Here is a 16,763-nt window from a genome sequence, read left to right as displayed (position 1 = left end):
TAAACAACTTGCATAAGCGCCACGCCCGAGCGCTTATGCAAGCCGGCCCGGTGCAGCAAAGGGGCATATGCAGCTTATTCCACAATGATGCGAAACATTACCCATCTGCAGTTCCGATTGGGTAAATAAATCGCCAATTAAACTTGGCAAGCTTAATGGTTTTGTGTCACGATTCATCAAAGCCTCTTTGTGGTGAGTTAAGTTCGTCAAGCAAACTAAATTTTACCACTTAGGAGGATTTTATTGCATATTATTCAATTGGTTACTATGGCTTCTTTACCAAAAATGAATACCGAAACTTGAGTTATTATTAATTTAGTGTCGAGATTATTACTAATATCAATACTGTTGTAGTCGACGACTTGTCCAGCGTTCCTGCTTGTATCTTTGCCAAGCCATCTCCTTTTTTAATACCGCGTTAATAGCATCCAAAACACTACTTAAATTAACCGGTTGAGTTTTCTCCTCAGTATTTCCGCTCAGATTAACGTCCAAATGCAATTTTCCTCTATGATAAAGAGACCAAATCTCGGAACCATAATCGGTATATGCAAGTTCTGGAGCAAACCGGCTTAAATAGGCAGTGACATTATCAACATCGCGTTTAAATATTCTTTGGGCGTTGTAATTACTGGCTGCAGAAATCGCCTGAGGGAAATCGATTATAACAGGGCCTTGGTTACCGATTAACACATTGTATTCAGATAAATCACCATGAACGACATCATGGCAAAGCATGCGGACAATCTGTCTAATTAAAAAATCATGATACATCCTTGCCAGCGCAGGGCTCAATGTCAAATCATTCAACTTGGGAGCGACATCACCATTGCTATCAGTAATCAGCTCCATTAATAATACACCTTCAAAAAAGTTATAATATTTTGGTGTTGGCACACCGACTGTAATCAGATGAGACATGGTATCTACTTCGGTACTTTGCCACGCTTCTTTCTGTGCCATACGACCAAAATGACTTCTCCTTTGAATCGCATGCAGAGATCTCCCTTTTCTAGTTAATCTGTCCTTGGTATAGCTTACATTCTGGCGGAAATTTTGTTTGTTTGTTTCTTTATAAACTTTGGCACACAGGAGCTCGGTGCCACAACGCACAACGTACACCATCGCCTCTTTGCCACTCATAAGTTGGCAAATTACTGAATCAATCAGACCTTCTTCAACCAATGGCTCAATTCTTTTTGGGATTTTCATTAGCTCTTATGTAAACATGTTAATACAGCACATGTTTTCCATACTCCTGTCAAATAAATAATTCTCTCTACTTAGCTGGTGAGAAATCACGTAGCTATTACCTCACCTTCCACTATTAATTAATTCTGCTGAAACCTTGGCGACTTGCTTCGATGCCAGACTGTATCTTCGGACGCATTATCAATATGTTCGGCAATAGCGAAGGCTTTACTCACGCTATTCCGGTCTGTTGTTAATGGCCGCTTTTTGGTTGCAATAAAGTTCATATGAAACTTATCCAGTAAAACTTGATACAAATTAATTACTTTATGTTTAGAAAACATCTCCATCTCCTTGATTGCAGTGATTACATTGCTACGGTAATAATCAACCACGTGATCTGCATTGTAGAAAGAAAAAAACACCCTTGGAATGTGGCAAATTGCCGCAGGGCAATTTGTCGCAACCATTTATTTTTATTTGACATAAAACAACCGCCCAAACAGTTGTTTTAATATAATAGAACTGCTTGATGACAAAATTATTACCTTTTGATCAGTTATTCTCTTATGACATAATGGTTTGCACTGATAGAATCGCAGCAAATTTCAAAGCGTGATATCACAAGGAGGGCTGCAATGACTTCAAAGAAAGAGGATTTGTTTTCACATCAGGATGCGCTTGCCCAATTGCATGAGAACCGACCCCTGTCTGATAAATTAAGCTTCCTACATCACTTGATCCGTGAAGATTTTCCGTTTATCGATCGTCTAGCCATTGCCTTGCTCGATGAGAAAACTGGCATACTTAAGACTTATATCCATAGCACCGCCGGTAGCGAAAGCCCTTTAATTGCCTATGAAGCACCGCTTGATAGTGCCCCTTCCCTACGCGAAATCATGCAGCATCGTCGCCCACGGCTCGTACAAGACTTGGCAATTTTTAACAAAGGTGCACACCTACACACAGAGTTGATAGCAGCTAAAGGCTATAAAGCAAGCTATACTCTACCGCTTTACCAAAACGATATTTTTGTTGGCTTCTTATTTTTCAATTCGTTTGAATCCCATCCATTTGTACCGAGCGTACTACGCCAACTCGATATCTATGGCCATTTGGTCGCGCTTGCGGTCATCAATGAGCTAGCGACTATTCGCACACTCCTTTCTGCAGTTAAAGCAGCCCGCAGCATGACGCATTATCGCGATGTAGAAACGGGCTCACATATCGATCGGACTGCCCATTACGCACGTTTGATCGCACGTGAATTAGCCCCGCGCTATCATCTCAGTGATGAGCAAATCGAACATATCTTCATGTTTTCGCCTTTACATGATATTGGCAAAATCGGCATTCCCGACAGTATCCTGCGGAAACCAGCCAAACTGGATGAACGCGAATTCAATATCATGAAAACCCATCCAGAAAAAGGCCGGGAAATCATTGATGCTATTCTTACAGATTTTAATCTTGGCACTTTTAGCGATGTCAATATTCTGCGTAATATCGCTGAATATCATCACGAAGCAATCGACGGCTCAGGTTATCCTAAAAGCCTGAAGGGTGAGGAGATTCCAATTGAAGCCCGCATCAGTGCAGTGGCAGATGTATTCGATGCATTAACTTCAAGTCGCGTCTACAAACCAGCCTGGTCGAATGAAGAAGCTTTCGCTATGCTACGACATTTAGCCGGTGATAAACTGGACCGGGATTGTGTTAATGCTTTGCTCAACAATATCGATAAAATTCAGGCAATACAGCAACGTTTTCAGGATAATTAACGAAGCAAGTTTCAACCGAACAGAGCGTTATCAGTATACGCACAGCTTTTAAACCTCCCCCAGCAAAATAGAATTATGACCTCATCAATAACACAAGCACTTTCAGATGGAACACAGCAAAAAATCGTGCAGCTCATTGCCAAAGAACTCAGTGTTGCTCCTTCGCAAGTAGCAGCGGCAATCAATCTGCTCGATAGTGGCGCAACCGTACCTTTCATTGCGCGTTATCGCAAAGAAGCAACCAATAATCTAGACGACACGCAACTGCGGGAAATTGAGGAGCGTGCTCAGTATCTACGCGAACTGGAAGATCGGCGGATGACGATCCTGGCTTCGATCGAGGAACAAGGCAAACTTACCGATGAACTGCGTCTTGCCATCGAACAAGCCGCAACGAAACAACTCCTGGAAGATATTTATCTACCTTACAAACCCAAACGTCGCACGCGTGCTCAGATCGCACGTGAGGCAGGACTGGAGCCTCTAGCTGATGCGTTGCTGCACGACCCGACGCTCATTCCCGAGCAAGAAGCAACCAAATACATCAAAGTACAGCCAGCCGCTGAAGGGGTGGAAGCGATCAATATTCCAGACGTAAAAGCCGCGCTCGAAGGGGCGCGTGATATTCTGGCTGAGCGTTTTGCCGAAACGGCTGACTTACTCGCTGCCCTGCGAAATAAACTCTGGAATGAAGGCATGGTGACTGCCACGGTGATAGCCGGCAAGGAAATGGCGGAAGAGGAAAAATTTCGTGACTATTACGCCTATTCAGAACCTATCCGTTTAATCCCTTCGCATCGCGCGCTGGCATTGTTTCGTGGCCGCGCCTTGGGAGTGCTCAAAATTGATCTCGGTCTGAATGAAGCGTCTGAAGCTATGATACCGCATCCCTGTGTCGCCATGATCGCAGCTCATTTCGGCATCGAGAATCGGGGTAGAAATGCGGATAAATGGCTAGGGGATGTCTGTCAATGGACTTGGCGTGTCAAAGCGCACCTGCATCTCAGTACCGAATTACTATTGCAATTGCGGGAAGCCGCTGAAGCAGAAGCCATCAAGATTTTCAGCCGCAATCTGCGCGAATTATTGCTAGCCGCTCCGGCAGGTCCTAAGGCCGTGCTCGGCCTTGACCCCGGCTACCGCACCGGCTGCAAAGTGGCGATAGTCGATGCGACGGGGAAGCTACTGGCAACAGACACTATTTACCCCCATCAGCCGCGCAATGACTGGCAAGGAGCCCTTACCACCCTCGCACAATTAGTAATCCGCCATGGTGTCCAATTGATTTCGATCGGTAATGGCACTGCCAGCCGTGAAACGGACAAGTTGGCCGCCGAAGTCATCAAGCTGATCGCAGAACAAAAACCAGAACTCAAAGTAACCAAAATCGTCGTGAGCGAGTCTGGTGCTTCGGTTTATTCCGCTTCAGCTTTTGCCGCAGCCGAATTTCCCGATCTCGATGTAAGTCTGCGCGGTGCCGTGTCCATTGCCCGGCGTTTGCAAGATCCATTGGCTGAGCTCGTCAAAATCGAACCCAAATCAATTGGAGTTGGTCAATATCAACACGATGTCAACCAACGCATCCTGGCGCGTTCACTCGATGCCACCGTGGAGGACTGTGTCAACGCAGTCGGTGTCGACGTCAATACCGCATCATCCCCCCTGCTGGCACGGGTTTCCGGCTTGAACCGCATACTGGCTCAGAACATTGTGGAATATCGTGACACCCATGGCCCCTTCCCGAATCGTCAAACGATACGCAAGGTACCACGCGTCGGCGAAAAAACGTTTGAACAGGCAGCGGGTTTTTTGCGTATTAACGACGGTGACAACCCCTTGGATCGCTCCGCCGTGCACCCGGAAGCCTACCCTGTGGTCGAGCGTATCTTAGCACGCTTAAAAAAGGGCATTGAACATGTCATGGGACGACCGGAAGTGGTGAAAGAGCTCTCCCCTAAAGAATTTACCGATGACACCTTTGGCTTGCCCACCGTTAAAGATATCCTGATTGAATTGGAAAAACCCGGCCGCGATCCACGACCGGAATTCAAAACAGCCATCTTTCAGGAGGGCATCGAATCGCTCACGGATTTGCAACCCGGCATGCTTCTGGAAGGGGTCGTGACCAATGTCGCCGCCTTTGGCGCTTTTGTCGATATCGGTGTGCATCAGGACGGCCTGGTGCATGTGTCCGCTCTGGCAAGTAAATTTGTCAAGGATCCTCATCAAATCGTCAAACCCGGCCAGATCGTCAAGGTTAAAGTACTGGAAGTGGATGCCGCCCGGCAGCGTATCAGCCTGACCATGCGTCTGGAAGACAAAGCGGACATTCCCTCCCCCAGCGCCGACAACCGCGATCGCCGCCCTCATGAACAACGCAAACGGCAGTCACGTGAAGCACAGCAAAAGACCTCGCGCAAACCTGAGCCTGTTAGCGCTTTAGCTCTGGCGCTGGCGCGCGCCAAGGAGAAAAAGTAGGCAAATGTTTTTATGAGATCGTCAGATACAGTCTTGCATTGCGGCAATCTTTGGGCTATTTTTCGGTTCGTTGAAATTAAGGAATTTGCAATGACGAGACCGCTAAAAACAGACTATGGGCTAATTTGGGTTGCATCGCTCTACTATTTAGTTAAATTATTAATAAAGTACAAAAAAGTTAAATGTTGTATAGCAAGATCTGACCGCCTCCTTCTGCGTTGGGCCTAAAATGAGCACGCTAGAAACGATTAGCTCAATAGCGATACTCGCAACCCCTTTTCTCCTGGCGGGTTTGGGCGGACTTGGCTGGATTATCAAGAATCGAATCGAGTCATCTCAGACTAAGCAAGACGCCCAGGCGTCACGGATTCGCGAGCTTGAGGACAAACTGCGCGAAGACAGAATCGCAACTTACAACGCAATCTTGGATCCATGCTTTCTCCTGTTCACTAGCGAAGCTGCCTTCTCGCTGGATCCGAAGTTCAGAAACAAGAACAAAAACGATCTTGCCATCGCAAAAATGCTGTCAGTAGAGTATCGGCAAGTTGGCTTCAAGCTGTCCTTAGTCGCAAACGATTCAGTGGTGCGTGCATACAACGCATTGATGCAGTTCTTTTATCACACAGAACAAGATTCAAGACCCATTGATGATAAAACGCAGGATTGGCTCGCTTTGATGGGTACCCTTCTGCTTGAGATCAGGAAAAGTATGGGCAACGCCTCAAGCTCACTTGATCGATGGGAGATGATTGAATGGTTTATGAGCGACGCACCACAGATTAAGGCGATGCATGAAAGCAGATATCGATAACGTCGTACCAGCTATGACACAATCATGCCTTCCAGCCGACGTCCCTGCCGCCGCTTTGCAACTAGGGGCCATGCCTCGAATCTAGAAAAAAGTATCAGTCATTACATCTTACAAAATGAATGAATTGATCAACTAACAGCATTGTAATGAACATTATATTTGCGATGGATTTGCCTTTGGCGTTTCCAACACATAACAGGTGTCAAGTCTTGCGTTACGACAAATTTGGGCTATTTTTCGGTTTGTTAAAACTATGAAATCTGCAATGGCGCGACCGTTAAGAACAGATCGCGGATAAATTTGGGTTGCATCACTCTACTATTAGTCGAGTTGTTAAGGAAAGCACAAAAAGTTAGATTCTGTATAGCATGACCTGTCTAATGGGTGGCCCCATCGTTTGTTTTCGTAATTTATCGGATACACGTAATAATGTCTCACATACCGTTCGGGCGAGACTGCTGGACACTCTGCTTTTTGGTTATCTACGCGACTTAACCGCTTCAGTAGCCTCTCAACTTCAACGTTAGGTATTTAGTACCTGCAACCAAAGGAGAAAATTTATGGAATTATCGGCCGTTTTAAGCCCTGCCCCAGAAGGGGGATATGTCGCATTCAACCCTGAAACCGGCACGACTACACAAGGCGAAACCGTAGAAGAAGCTTTAGCCAATCTGCGCGAGGCAACAGAGCTATATCTCGAAGAATTTCCCCTTGTTGTTTCAGGTCGACCATTGCTGACTACGTTCGAAGTGCCAGAAAATGCCTAAATTACCCGTTGTATCCGGTGCCGAGGTCGTGCAGGTCTTGGAACGACTCGGTTTCGTCGTCGCCCGTCAACGTGGTAGCCACATTGTCATGCGCCGCGGTTTGTCTGGCTGCGTTATTCCCAACCATCGAGAATTGAAGATCGGTACGCTAGCTGGTCTGCTCAAGCAGGCTGGCGTTTCCTCCGAAGAGTTCGTTGAAGCGCTTCATGCCTAGCCTGCCCTTCCGTAACCTGAAATGGTGGAAAAGGTGGCAATAAGTGCCAGTTATTAAGCGGCCCTGAAATTTCGTGGACAGAAAAATTCGAGGACAGGAGGCAAAACGAGTGACGGAAACGGCTTTGGCGAACTACGTAGTGAACTCCGGATCCAGATGGTATTGATCACGGCTTGGAAGCTAGGTCGATTTTGGCCTTTTTTACTGGGTTATATGGCCGACCATCTGGCTACCGATCTGTTGGATGAACCGCAGACCAAAAATATTTTGGTGTATTGCGAGAAACGCTCGGACAAACGGGAGATCGGAGCATGATAGCCTGCTGCTCTTGATGCTATCCCTAACATACTGAACCGTATTTCATCTGCCGGTTGATCTGCCTGCGTTGTGGCAGGAGCAGCAGGTTCGGATCGAATGTGTTTCATCAAAATAAATTATCAAGTATACCCCTATAAATCAGGTATTTTCTGCAGGATAAGTTGTTGTAACAGAGCCAAACTTGCATTTATATTTATCTGTAAGCAAGCTGGGTAGTATAATATTTTCTTTATTTTAAGTGATTTATGTTTGAATTACTCGCTGAGTAAAATCGAGGGCATAATCTACGCTATTTTTACTTCGATACGAGTAAAGTTAGATCTAATGAAAAGGTTTTTATGTCTGGCAGCGTTCTCCTTAGCATAAATTTTGTCAGTAGACGCAAATTTTCGCTCCATAATGGGAAAACACACTATATCCTCTTCACCATTGACAATTTGGCACTAGCAGTAATTAAAAGTATCAAAACTGCAAAAGCTTCTTAAAGATTAAGCTATGTCAAATTCAGTTAAGGAAGAACGTCAGCAACTGTTTGAACGCTATCACCAATGCACTCCTGCGGAACAGGCCGCAGTCAATTTATTGGCCGTCGCTTGGGGCGGGCTTAGCAAATCGCAGATTACAACACCATTGCGCAAAATTTTGAGTGCGGGTGAGGCAGCTAACATCAAGCTGGAGTCCTTGCAGCACAGCGGCCTGCTCAAAATCGAGAAAACATCATGGAATAATCAGCGTCTAAGGTGCAATAAGCTTATCGTTGAACTGGTGACGCGCGCACTTGTCATAAGCGGCACGTTCGAACGCTATGTCGATCTGGTACGCCTCGCCGCACCTTTGCAAACAACCTACCAGAAAACCGCCAAGGATGACGTCCAGTTTCGCGATTATGACGAACTGATCCGAGAAGTACGCATCGGCATTTACCGAGCGGACGTGCTTTACATTGACCGCTTGTTCGAGATGCTGGAGCGGGTACAGTATTCCTACTGGAACGGTCTGCCGCAACGTTGCCCTGAACCTGCGCCAATTTACGCAATGGTTTGTGACAATCCCTTCGAGCGTGAATGGTTTGTACGCTTACCTGCAAAAATCAGAGAATCCGCCTTGCCGTTGATTCTGCTACAGCAGGCTGCAGGTTGGGAGCAGGATGCAGCAGCCTTCCATCTGTTGCGCGAAGCATGTGAGGAATCAGCTGTGTCGGTGCCCGAAGACTGGTTACTATGCATGACCCTGATCTCGATTTTAAGGGGTGAGATGCAGGCCGCGCAGACCGCATTGTCCCGTTGCCCGGTCAGCTTCCGTGAGCGTGCCTATCATGGGTTGCTTTTACTACTGGAAGGCGATCATGATAATGCGCTGCGGTATTATCGTGAAGGGCTGAGCTTGTTGCGCAAGGGGCAAGTCAAACGCAGGATTTTCTTTCCGGGGGTTGCAGGATTTTTCTTCATATTAGGCTTGTTTCAGCGCAACCAAGTGGGCGACCTGGAAGAGGCTCAAAAACTTCTGGAGATGGTTCCTGAAGATCATTCCTTTGACTCAGTTTTTATGCTGATGAAGTCCGTTCCAGCGTTGGAACGAAATCAGCCCGGTGCGCTGGCACAATTGAATATGCGATTTGAGCAGATTCTACACTATGGCCATATGAGCCCCTGGATTTTCTGGATCGGCTTGTGGCTGCTCCATCAATACGAGCAGGCCACAAAATTATCCTCCTATCTGCCGCAGGCAATGGCTTATCAGCAACAAGCCACTCATTACGGTTACGGCTGGCTTGCAGCGGAGCTAGCGGCACTGATCGCGCGCATCGAACCGAGGCAGACCGACATGAAAAGTGCGGCCGAGGCCTTCGAGCACTCTAAGGGTATCAGGCTGCTGGTCAATCGTATCCAATACCAAGAACCTTGGGAGCGCGCTCTGAACGCCATCAAGAATACCGTGGTGCCTGCTACGGCAACAGGTAAGCGGGACGAAACAGCCGAGTATCGTCTCGCCTGGTTGCTGTCGCGCGGGCACGCCTATCTTGGCTTCACGTTGGAGGCACGGGAACAGAAACGTAATGCCAGTGGCGGCTGGAGTAAGGGCAAGCCCTTGTCGATGAAGAAAGTTGCTGAAATGGCAGAATCGACAGCTTATTTTTCCGAGCAGGATCGCCGCGTAGCCGCGCATATCGCTCCCGACCCGTACACAGGAGGTTATGCCTTGTCCAGCCGCGGCTGGCTAGCGATGGTAGGCGCGCCCAATGTGTCATGGAAGGATAGTGGCGTCGCCGTGGAGCTGGTCGCTGCTGAGCCGGAACTGCGGGTCAAGAAAAAGCCTAAGGACGAGCAAGTCAAAATCGAATTCTGGCCGCTGTGCGATGAGGAAGAGAGCGTGGTGCTGGCCGAAGATGGTCTGACTCGCCTCAAGATTGTCGAACTTAAACCGAAGCACCATCGTCTCGCAGAAATCATCGGCAAGGGAATCGAAGCACCGGCATCCGCCCAGGAGCGCATTCTGGCCAGCCTGGGTTCGGTATCCGCCCTGGCAACCATCCATTCAGACATCGGTGGCGGAGAATTAGCTGCTGCCGAAACAGTCGCGGCTCATGCGCGCCCCCACGTGCAACTGATTCCAGAAGGCGAAGGACTACGCGTCGCTATCCTGACCCGACCCTTTGGTGAACAGGGTTCATATTGCACTCCCGGTTCCGGTGGTTCCAGCTTGATTGCGGAAATCGGTGGTAAGCGCCTGCAAACCCTGCGCGATCTCAAGCTAGAGCGAAAGCTGGCGAACGAACTCATCGCGCTTTGCCCCAGTCTCAGCAATCAAGCACAAGAGGTGGCAGCTTTTCACTGGCTGTTGGCAGATACTGAAAGTAGCCTGGAGTTTTTGCTGGAGCTGCAGAAAGCAGGTGATAAGGCCCAGATCGAATGGCCGCAAGGGGAAAAATTCAAGGTGCTGGGACAGGCGGGATTAAGTCAGTTCAGCATTAAGGTCAAGCAGCAGCGTGACTGGTTTAGCGTCAGCGGCGAGCTCAAGCTGGACGACGGGCAGGTGTTGAACATACAGCGCCTGTTGGAATTGACGGAAGGCGCCCAGGGCAAATTCATCCGCCTTGATGAAGGCCGTTTCCTGGCTCTGACCGAGGCATTCAAGAAGCGTTTGGACGATCTGCGTGTCTATTCGGAAAAACACGGCAAGGATCAGCGGCTCCATTCATTGGCGTTACCGGTCATGGATGAAATCGCTGAAGAAGTGGGAGAGTTTCAAGGCGATGCCGCTTGGCGTGCGCAATTGAAGCGATTGCGTCAGGCAGAACAAGTCCAACCGAAGCTCCCATCCACTTTACAGGCAGAATTACGAGATTATCAACGCGACGGCTTCGAATGGCTGTTCCGGCTAGCCGCTTGGGGCGTAGGTGCTTGCTTAGCCGATGACATGGGCTTAGGAAAGACCTTGCAAGCTTTGACCATGATCTTATACCGGGCTAACGAGGGGCCGACGCTGGTGATTGCGCCGACTTCGGTTTGCATGAACTGGCAGAGCGAAGCGCAACGTTTTGCACCGACTCTCAACGTTCGAATCCTGGACGGCGGTGATCGGCAAAAACTGATCGAGGGTTTACGCCCAATGGACCTGTTAATTTGCAGTTATGCCTTATTGCAGCAGGAATCGGTCGGTAAGCTTCTCGCCGCACTTACCTGGCAAACTATCGTGCTGGATGAGGCCCAACTCATCAAAAATCCGGCAACTAAGCGTTCCCAGCAGGCCATGGCTCTCCAGGGTTTGTTCAAGATCATCACCACTGGAACACCAGTAGAAAACCATCTGGGCGAGCTTTGGAATTTATTCCGATTCATCAATCCCGGCCTGCTCGGTTCTCTGGAAAGCTTTAACCGCCGCTTCGCGGGGCCTATCGAACGCAACCAGGATCGTGAAGCGCGCCAGCGGCTAAAACGCATGATTCAGCCTTTCATCCTGAGACGAACTAAGACACAAGTGCTAGATGAGCTGCCGCCGCGCACCGAGATCGAGCTGCAAGTGGAACTGAGTGAGCAAGAAGCGGTATTTTACGAAGCTTTGCGCCGCAAGCTGTTGAACGAGCTGAACGAAACTCAGGGGTCCGAGGAAGATAAACGCTTCAAAGTATTAGCAGCGATCACCAAGCTGCGTCGGACCTGCTGCAATGTGCAACTGGTTGCGCCGGATCTGGGGCTTTCCAGCAGTAAGCTAGCGTTGTTTGGCGAAGTTGTGGATGAGCTTCTCGATAATCGCCATAAAGCCTTGGTGTTCAGTCAGTTCGTCGATCATCTCAACCTCATTCGTAGCTATCTGGACGAAAAAGGCATCGACTATCAATACCTGGACGGTCAAACCCCGCCAGCGGAACGTAAGCAGCGAGTAGACGCCTTCCAGGCAGGACAGGGCGATGTCTTTCTCATCAGTCTTAAAGCCGGTGGCGTAGGGTTGAATTTAACGGCTGCGGACTATGTCATCCACATGGATCCCTGGTGGAACCCGGCTGTCGAGGATCAAGCCTCCGACCGCGCCCACCGCATCGGTCAGCAACGCCCTGTCACCGTATACCGGCTGGTGACGAAAAATACCATTGAGGAGCAAATCGTGTCCCTGCACAAGCACAAGCGTGATCTTGCCGATAGCGTCCTGGAAGGCGGTGAAATCAGCGGCAAGATCAGCACGCAGGAATTGTTGAATTTGATCCAACTTGGATAAGTTTGGTAGCTTTGGAAAAGTAGCTGAAATTCTGATCCCGAGTACTCGCAATTGAACGTTGCTGATCCAATTCGACTCGGAGCGATCGTAGTCGCTGGCCAAAATTGGTCAAATCAGATCGACTGGTCCGGCTTGGACTGCAAGGGAACCCACCAGTATCTCTCATACCATCCTCTTGCACCATTCCGCAACAGAAACGAGCCAGGGGATATTCCGTCCGGTAAGGTCATGTCAAGAAGCACGAAGATCACCCGCTCCAGCAGAATCGCTAAGTGCCACTCGGCAACCGCAACCACATCCAGCGATACGAAAGATCTGCTCCCGTGTGCCAGTGCATGACGGACCTCTCTCAAGCCGTGTTTTTTATTCGACCCTAGAACACAGGCCGGAGGTCTGTGCAGTAATGATTCATCTCTGGTTAAACGTGGAGGAATGCTTCGAATTTGTCTCGAACACTGGGCCGATTCACGACACCGATAAGCCTTTCCAGTCGCGCTGAGATTTCAGAAGCGTTCTCGTCACCTTCCACGACCACGGCTTCTTTCAGCTGTTCGAGATGCTGAATCACCGCGTGGGTTGTGACAGCAGGACTGTTTGGCGTTTGGTCCTGCGTCCAAGCGGACTCGATCACCCTTTCCAGTGCGGAGAACATGAACAGAAAGCGATCTTTGGTTCTCAAGTTATTCTAATTCGCAATAGAAAAATAAATTATAAAATTACGTAATATATTGTAAAGAAATAATTTTATTTAAAAAATTATTTACTTTTTTATTGGGAATTGGAATTAGTATGGGGATTGACCGCCACTGAAAGGTGTCGCACCAGCGAGCGGGTTTTCGCATCGACTTTTCCATACGCGTGGGCCAAGCGCGTCGCGCACTCCACGAAGACTTGAGGCCTGGCGACAAAGTCTCCGCGATCCTCGCGCGCGGACTGCGTCACATTCGGTTCAAGGGGATTAATCCAGGTGGAGATGGTCTGATCGTTGGTGTACATCCAGCCGTGCAAGGTAACGGCTTGCCGAAACAGAACGAACAGGATCTCGAGCGAGTTCCTAAACTTCACAACCATTTGGTCGACATCGATTGGACTGTTCGGTGGCAAACCTGCTACCGTACTAAAACCGGCAATCACCGTCGCACCTGGAATCTCTGCGTCTCGGGGGTAAATCGTCACCCACTCCGCAATGAACCTCGTCGCGCCAAGGTCCGGTAGATCCAGTATGAAAAGATCCTCTGTATGGGATCCGTCGCCAAGAAAACACAGGTTGATTCCGATCGCAGGTAGGAAATGGGAGCTAGATAGAAGCGAATTTCTCTCCTAGCGTTCATCGGAGGATGCCAGATTATCAGCCTTTCGACGTGGAGCAGCTCTATGGCTTCCAGTCCGAGGGTGCTTTGCGAAGAAGCGGGGAAGCGGGGCCAATGAACTTCCTGCATACTGATCGTGAATGCACCCCTTTTTCCCAACAGCGTGCATGGATTAGCAGGTGGCATTTTAGTGATGTGCTGGGCAGGCACTGCAACGTGGATCAGCGACTTTTGGCCACCTACGTTAGGCGGCTGGACTTCGTAATAGGCAAGAAACACAGCCCCGTCATCGCCTCTCAACTCGGCATCGAAATCGAACTTCATCATCCACATCCTCAGAGCCAGTTTTGCAAACAGAAGGAGTCAGGTACTGAATCAAGAATTCTTGTTCTTGCGAACAACAGCCCCAATCGTCGTTGAGTGCAATTAATAAAACTCTTCAATTTCTCGCTGGCTGTGTGCATCTATTTTAGAAGCAGCAATAATCACCCCGTGTTGCGGTTTTTGTATTGCGCCGTAATTTCAGCCAAAGGCTTTGCAATAAGCCGTTTTTAATGGTTTGGTATATTTAAACCGCCTCTTTCTTTCCCAATTCTCTTCTGCATATTTTTCTTGAGTCGCAACCTGCCTCCCCAATTCTGAGCAAGAAGTGTTGCATTTTTTCAAGAAAACCATTCTGAACCCGCCGGCTCGTAACCACGATCCGTGAGTAGTTCTTTTTCTTTTGTCAAGGACGGCAACAGCATGGACGGGTACATGTAACCGTTCATCTATCCTTTAGAAAGTAGCAGAGCAACGGGCTTGCCGCTGCCTTCGCACACGAAATGAAACTTTGAGTTCAAGCCGCCTTTTGTACAGCCGATATAGTAGGAAGCATTCCCTTTTTTAGCAAGCTAGCTGCTGTGCGGCGTGCTTTGAGATGCGTAGCGCCAATCATCAGTCGATCCGGTACTTCGGCCTTACCCGCCAGCTCTGCAAAGATACGGTTGAAGACACCCACCCGGTTCCAGCGCACAAAGCAGTTATACAGCGTCTTATGCGGCCCGTACTCTTAGGACTCACTCTCTCATTGCAGGCCATTCTTGATGACATAAATGGTCCCAATGATCACGCGCAGATCATCCCCACGTGCAGCGCCGCGGGGATAGCCTGAAATAAGCTTTATGCTTTCTTACCTAAAGTGCATAAAAAAATTGCCGATAGCATTTATTAATTGAAGAGCTCATCAAAATACTTCAATCAGATTTTATAAATTCCAATGCGAGAGGAATTAATCAATGGCCGGACTTAAAACGTTCAACGTCTCTAATTTTCTTTTATCAACGCCCTTCACTTAATAAAAAGATTTTCAGTTTAGGAAATATTTATCGCAAAAAGTAAAAAGTCAGCGTTTCTTTAAAAGCCGTTCCACGCATCAATTTCTACCAACTCAAAAACCGGAGCTTCGCTTATGTCACAAGCTAATGCCTACGAACAATACATGCTACAACTCATCAATGCTGAACGGGCTAAGGTTGGCGCTCAACCGCTCGCTTTCGATGACAATCTCAATACAGCAGCAGAGCATCATAGTAGCTGGATGATTGATACAGACACATTTTCTCATACTGGCATAGATGGATCAGATCCAGGCGATCGCATGGAGGCAGCAAATTACGATTTTTCCGGTTCTTGGGCCTGGGGAGAAAATATTGCCTGGAGGAGCGCCCGCTCACCGTCCGGTTTTGCAGACGAAGTAGAGCAAATGCATATTTCATTGATGAACTCACCCGGCCATAAAGCCAATATCTTAAATGACAATTTCCGTGAAATTGGGATTGGCCTGGAAGTCGGCTCATACAGCGATTTCGAAGACGCTGCTTTCATTACCCAGGATTTTGCCAAAACAGCAACCAATCCTTTTTTGGTGGGGGTCGCCTTCGATGATCTGGATGGCGATAAGTTCTATGATATCAATGAAGGATTAGGTAGCCTCACCGTCACCGCCAAAAATAATACCACTGGCAGCATTACAACGACACAGACAAGCCCCGCTGGTGGCTACCAATTGGAGCTTGCTGCTGGTAATTATACTGTCAGTTTTGCTGGTAGTGGGATAGCCACAACGACCTATCAAGTTAGCATCAACAGCAAGAATGTGGAGCAGGATCTAGTCGACCCAGTCTTGAGTGGCGGCACTTCCACTCCGCAGCCTACACCCATTTCTCAACCTAACACGAATACTTCCACTCCTCAACCTAACACGATTACGGGCACATCGAGCTCAGATGAACTGGAAGGAACATCTGGCGCTGATGCCATCTCGGGTTTGCGCGGTTCGGATCAACTTCATGGATACGAAGGCAAAGACACCATTGATGGCGGCAGCGGCAATGACATCCTATGGGGCGGCTCAGATGCTGACACCTTAACAGGTGGAACGGGCAGAGATATTTTTGTTTTTGATACGGAATTAGACGGTACTGTCGACAAAATTACGGACTTTACCCCAGACAACGATATCATCTATTTGGAGAATAGCGTTTTTACCAGCCTGACCAGCGGAGACTTTCTCAGCGCTAGAGCTTTTTACATCGGTACTCAAGCACACGACAGCACAGACCGAATCATTTATAACACACAAACTGGCGCTCTCAGCTATGATGCCGACGGTATCGGTGGCGCTAGCGCCCAACAATTTGCTCAACTAACGGGTGGACTTGCGCTGGCAAATGAAGATTTTTATGTAGGCTGATTAAGTTGAACCTTTAATTAAAGCTGCGGGAGGATTCATATTTAAAGCAAAGCGGATTCAATCTTGAATCCGCTAGTTTAATACATAAGTGAAACTGCACTTGCATTATTTGGTGTCGGGATGAGATAACGCTCGCAGGCAGAGAGCTTATTGCGAATTGTGCCATTATGAATAGTAACTAGCTCAGGCAGATGAAATCTAGCAGCAACTGTTTCTATTTATAATAAATATCGGTCAAAGAGCGGATGGTTCGCCGCTAAATCTGGTCCAGATGGGTTTAACCATCTCATTGGCATCCATTCTTTGATCTCTGATCGCTCAGTTAAAAATTAACATGTGATACTCCTCCGTAAACAGACCGCAATCTGATAGAAGCTAGATTGCGGTCTGTACTTTTCTAAGGCAAGCTCAAACTCTGAATTATAGGCAGCCTACCATATAGCTTG

At 48.2% G+C, this 16,763-nt stretch carries 14 protein-coding genes; 8 read left to right on the top strand and 6 right to left on the bottom strand.

Annotated features, from left to right (window positions below):
- Positions 1 to 339: 339 nt before the first annotated feature.
- Together BM122_RS04450 and BM122_RS22220 are read right to left on the bottom strand one after the other, a co-directional pair.
- Positions 340 to 1,212 (bottom strand): PA4780 family RIO1-like protein kinase, encoded by an 873-nt coding sequence (locus tag BM122_RS04450; RefSeq protein ID WP_074904027.1) that lies wholly within the window; start codon positions 1,210 to 1,212, stop codon positions 340 to 342.
- Positions 1,213 to 1,331: 119 nt separating this feature from the next.
- A complete protein-coding gene (locus BM122_RS22220; protein ID WP_143083315.1) occupies positions 1,332 to 1,661 on the bottom strand; it encodes a hypothetical protein in 330 nt (109 codons plus the stop codon).
- Positions 1,662 to 1,829: 168 nt separating this feature from the next.
- Between BM122_RS22220 and BM122_RS04440 the strand changes: the two genes are divergently transcribed.
- From BM122_RS04440 to BM122_RS04415, 5 genes are all read left to right on the top strand, one after another.
- Positions 1,830 to 2,972: an HD-GYP domain-containing protein gene (locus BM122_RS04440; RefSeq protein WP_074904024.1), complete on the top strand. Its 1,143-nt coding sequence runs from the start codon at positions 1,830 to 1,832 to the stop codon at positions 2,970 to 2,972.
- A gap of 75 nt (positions 2,973 to 3,047) precedes the next feature.
- Complete coding sequence (locus BM122_RS04435) at positions 3,048 to 5,450, top strand: Tex family protein (protein ID WP_074904022.1); 2,403 nt, start codon at positions 3,048 to 3,050, stop codon at positions 5,448 to 5,450.
- Positions 5,451 to 5,679: 229 nt separating this feature from the next.
- A complete protein-coding gene (locus BM122_RS04425) occupies positions 5,680 to 6,261 on the top strand; it encodes a hypothetical protein (RefSeq protein ID WP_074904019.1) in 582 nt (193 codons plus the stop codon).
- A gap of 560 nt (positions 6,262 to 6,821) precedes the next feature.
- Positions 6,822 to 7,028, top strand: coding sequence for a HicB family protein (locus tag BM122_RS04420; protein WP_074904017.1), 207 nt, complete (start codon positions 6,822 to 6,824; stop codon positions 7,026 to 7,028).
- Positions 7,021 to 7,242: a type II toxin-antitoxin system HicA family toxin gene (locus BM122_RS04415; RefSeq protein ID WP_074904015.1), complete on the top strand. Its 222-nt coding sequence runs from the start codon at positions 7,021 to 7,023 to the stop codon at positions 7,240 to 7,242. Before BM122_RS04420 ends, BM122_RS04415 begins: the two co-directional genes overlap by 8 nt.
- Positions 7,243 to 7,451: 209 nt before the next feature.
- Here the strand turns inward: BM122_RS04415 and BM122_RS22215 are convergent, their stop codons facing one another.
- Positions 7,452 to 7,667 carry a hypothetical protein gene (locus BM122_RS22215; protein ID WP_143083314.1) on the bottom strand — a complete coding sequence of 72 codons (216 nt, stop codon included), beginning with the start codon at positions 7,665 to 7,667 and terminating at the stop codon, positions 7,452 to 7,454.
- A 3,106-nt stretch (positions 7,668 to 10,773) separates the two neighbouring features.
- On the opposite strand from BM122_RS22215, the gene BM122_RS25865 reads away from it, so the two are divergent.
- Entirely contained in the window at positions 10,774 to 12,273 is a 1,500-nt protein-coding gene (locus BM122_RS25865; RefSeq protein WP_371264894.1) for a DEAD/DEAH box helicase, read from the top strand.
- A gap of 418 nt (positions 12,274 to 12,691) precedes the next feature.
- On the opposite strand, the gene BM122_RS04405 is transcribed toward BM122_RS25865, so the two are convergent.
- Both BM122_RS04405 and BM122_RS04400 read right to left on the bottom strand, forming a co-directional pair.
- A complete protein-coding gene (locus BM122_RS04405) occupies positions 12,692 to 12,952 on the bottom strand; it encodes a hypothetical protein (RefSeq protein WP_143083313.1) in 261 nt (86 codons plus the stop codon).
- A gap of 89 nt (positions 12,953 to 13,041) precedes the next feature.
- A complete protein-coding gene (locus BM122_RS04400) occupies positions 13,042 to 13,407 on the bottom strand; it encodes a hypothetical protein (protein WP_143083312.1) in 366 nt (121 codons plus the stop codon).
- A 203-nt stretch (positions 13,408 to 13,610) separates the two neighbouring features.
- Between BM122_RS04400 and BM122_RS22210 the strand changes: the two genes are divergently transcribed.
- A complete protein-coding gene (locus BM122_RS22210; RefSeq protein ID WP_143083311.1) occupies positions 13,611 to 14,003 on the top strand; it encodes a hypothetical protein in 393 nt (130 codons plus the stop codon).
- A 418-nt stretch (positions 14,004 to 14,421) separates the two neighbouring features.
- On the opposite strand, the gene BM122_RS23125 is transcribed toward BM122_RS22210, so the two are convergent.
- Positions 14,422 to 14,598, bottom strand: a complete 177-nt coding sequence (locus tag BM122_RS23125) for a hypothetical protein (RefSeq protein ID WP_177198039.1) — start codon at positions 14,596 to 14,598, stop codon at positions 14,422 to 14,424.
- A 435-nt stretch (positions 14,599 to 15,033) separates the two neighbouring features.
- Between BM122_RS23125 and BM122_RS04385 the strand changes: the two genes are divergently transcribed.
- Positions 15,034 to 16,317, top strand: coding sequence for a CAP domain-containing protein (locus tag BM122_RS04385; protein WP_074904007.1), 1,284 nt, complete (start codon positions 15,034 to 15,036; stop codon positions 16,315 to 16,317).
- The last annotated feature ends 446 nt before the right edge of the window (positions 16,318 to 16,763 follow it).

The sequence above is a fragment of the Nitrosomonas communis genome (assembly GCF_900114745.1).
Classification (GTDB): Bacteria; Pseudomonadota; Gammaproteobacteria; order Burkholderiales; family Nitrosomonadaceae; genus Nitrosomonas; species Nitrosomonas communis_A.
The sequence above is the reverse complement of the archived record's forward strand: the minus strand, read 5'-3'. Positions and strand labels throughout refer to the sequence as shown.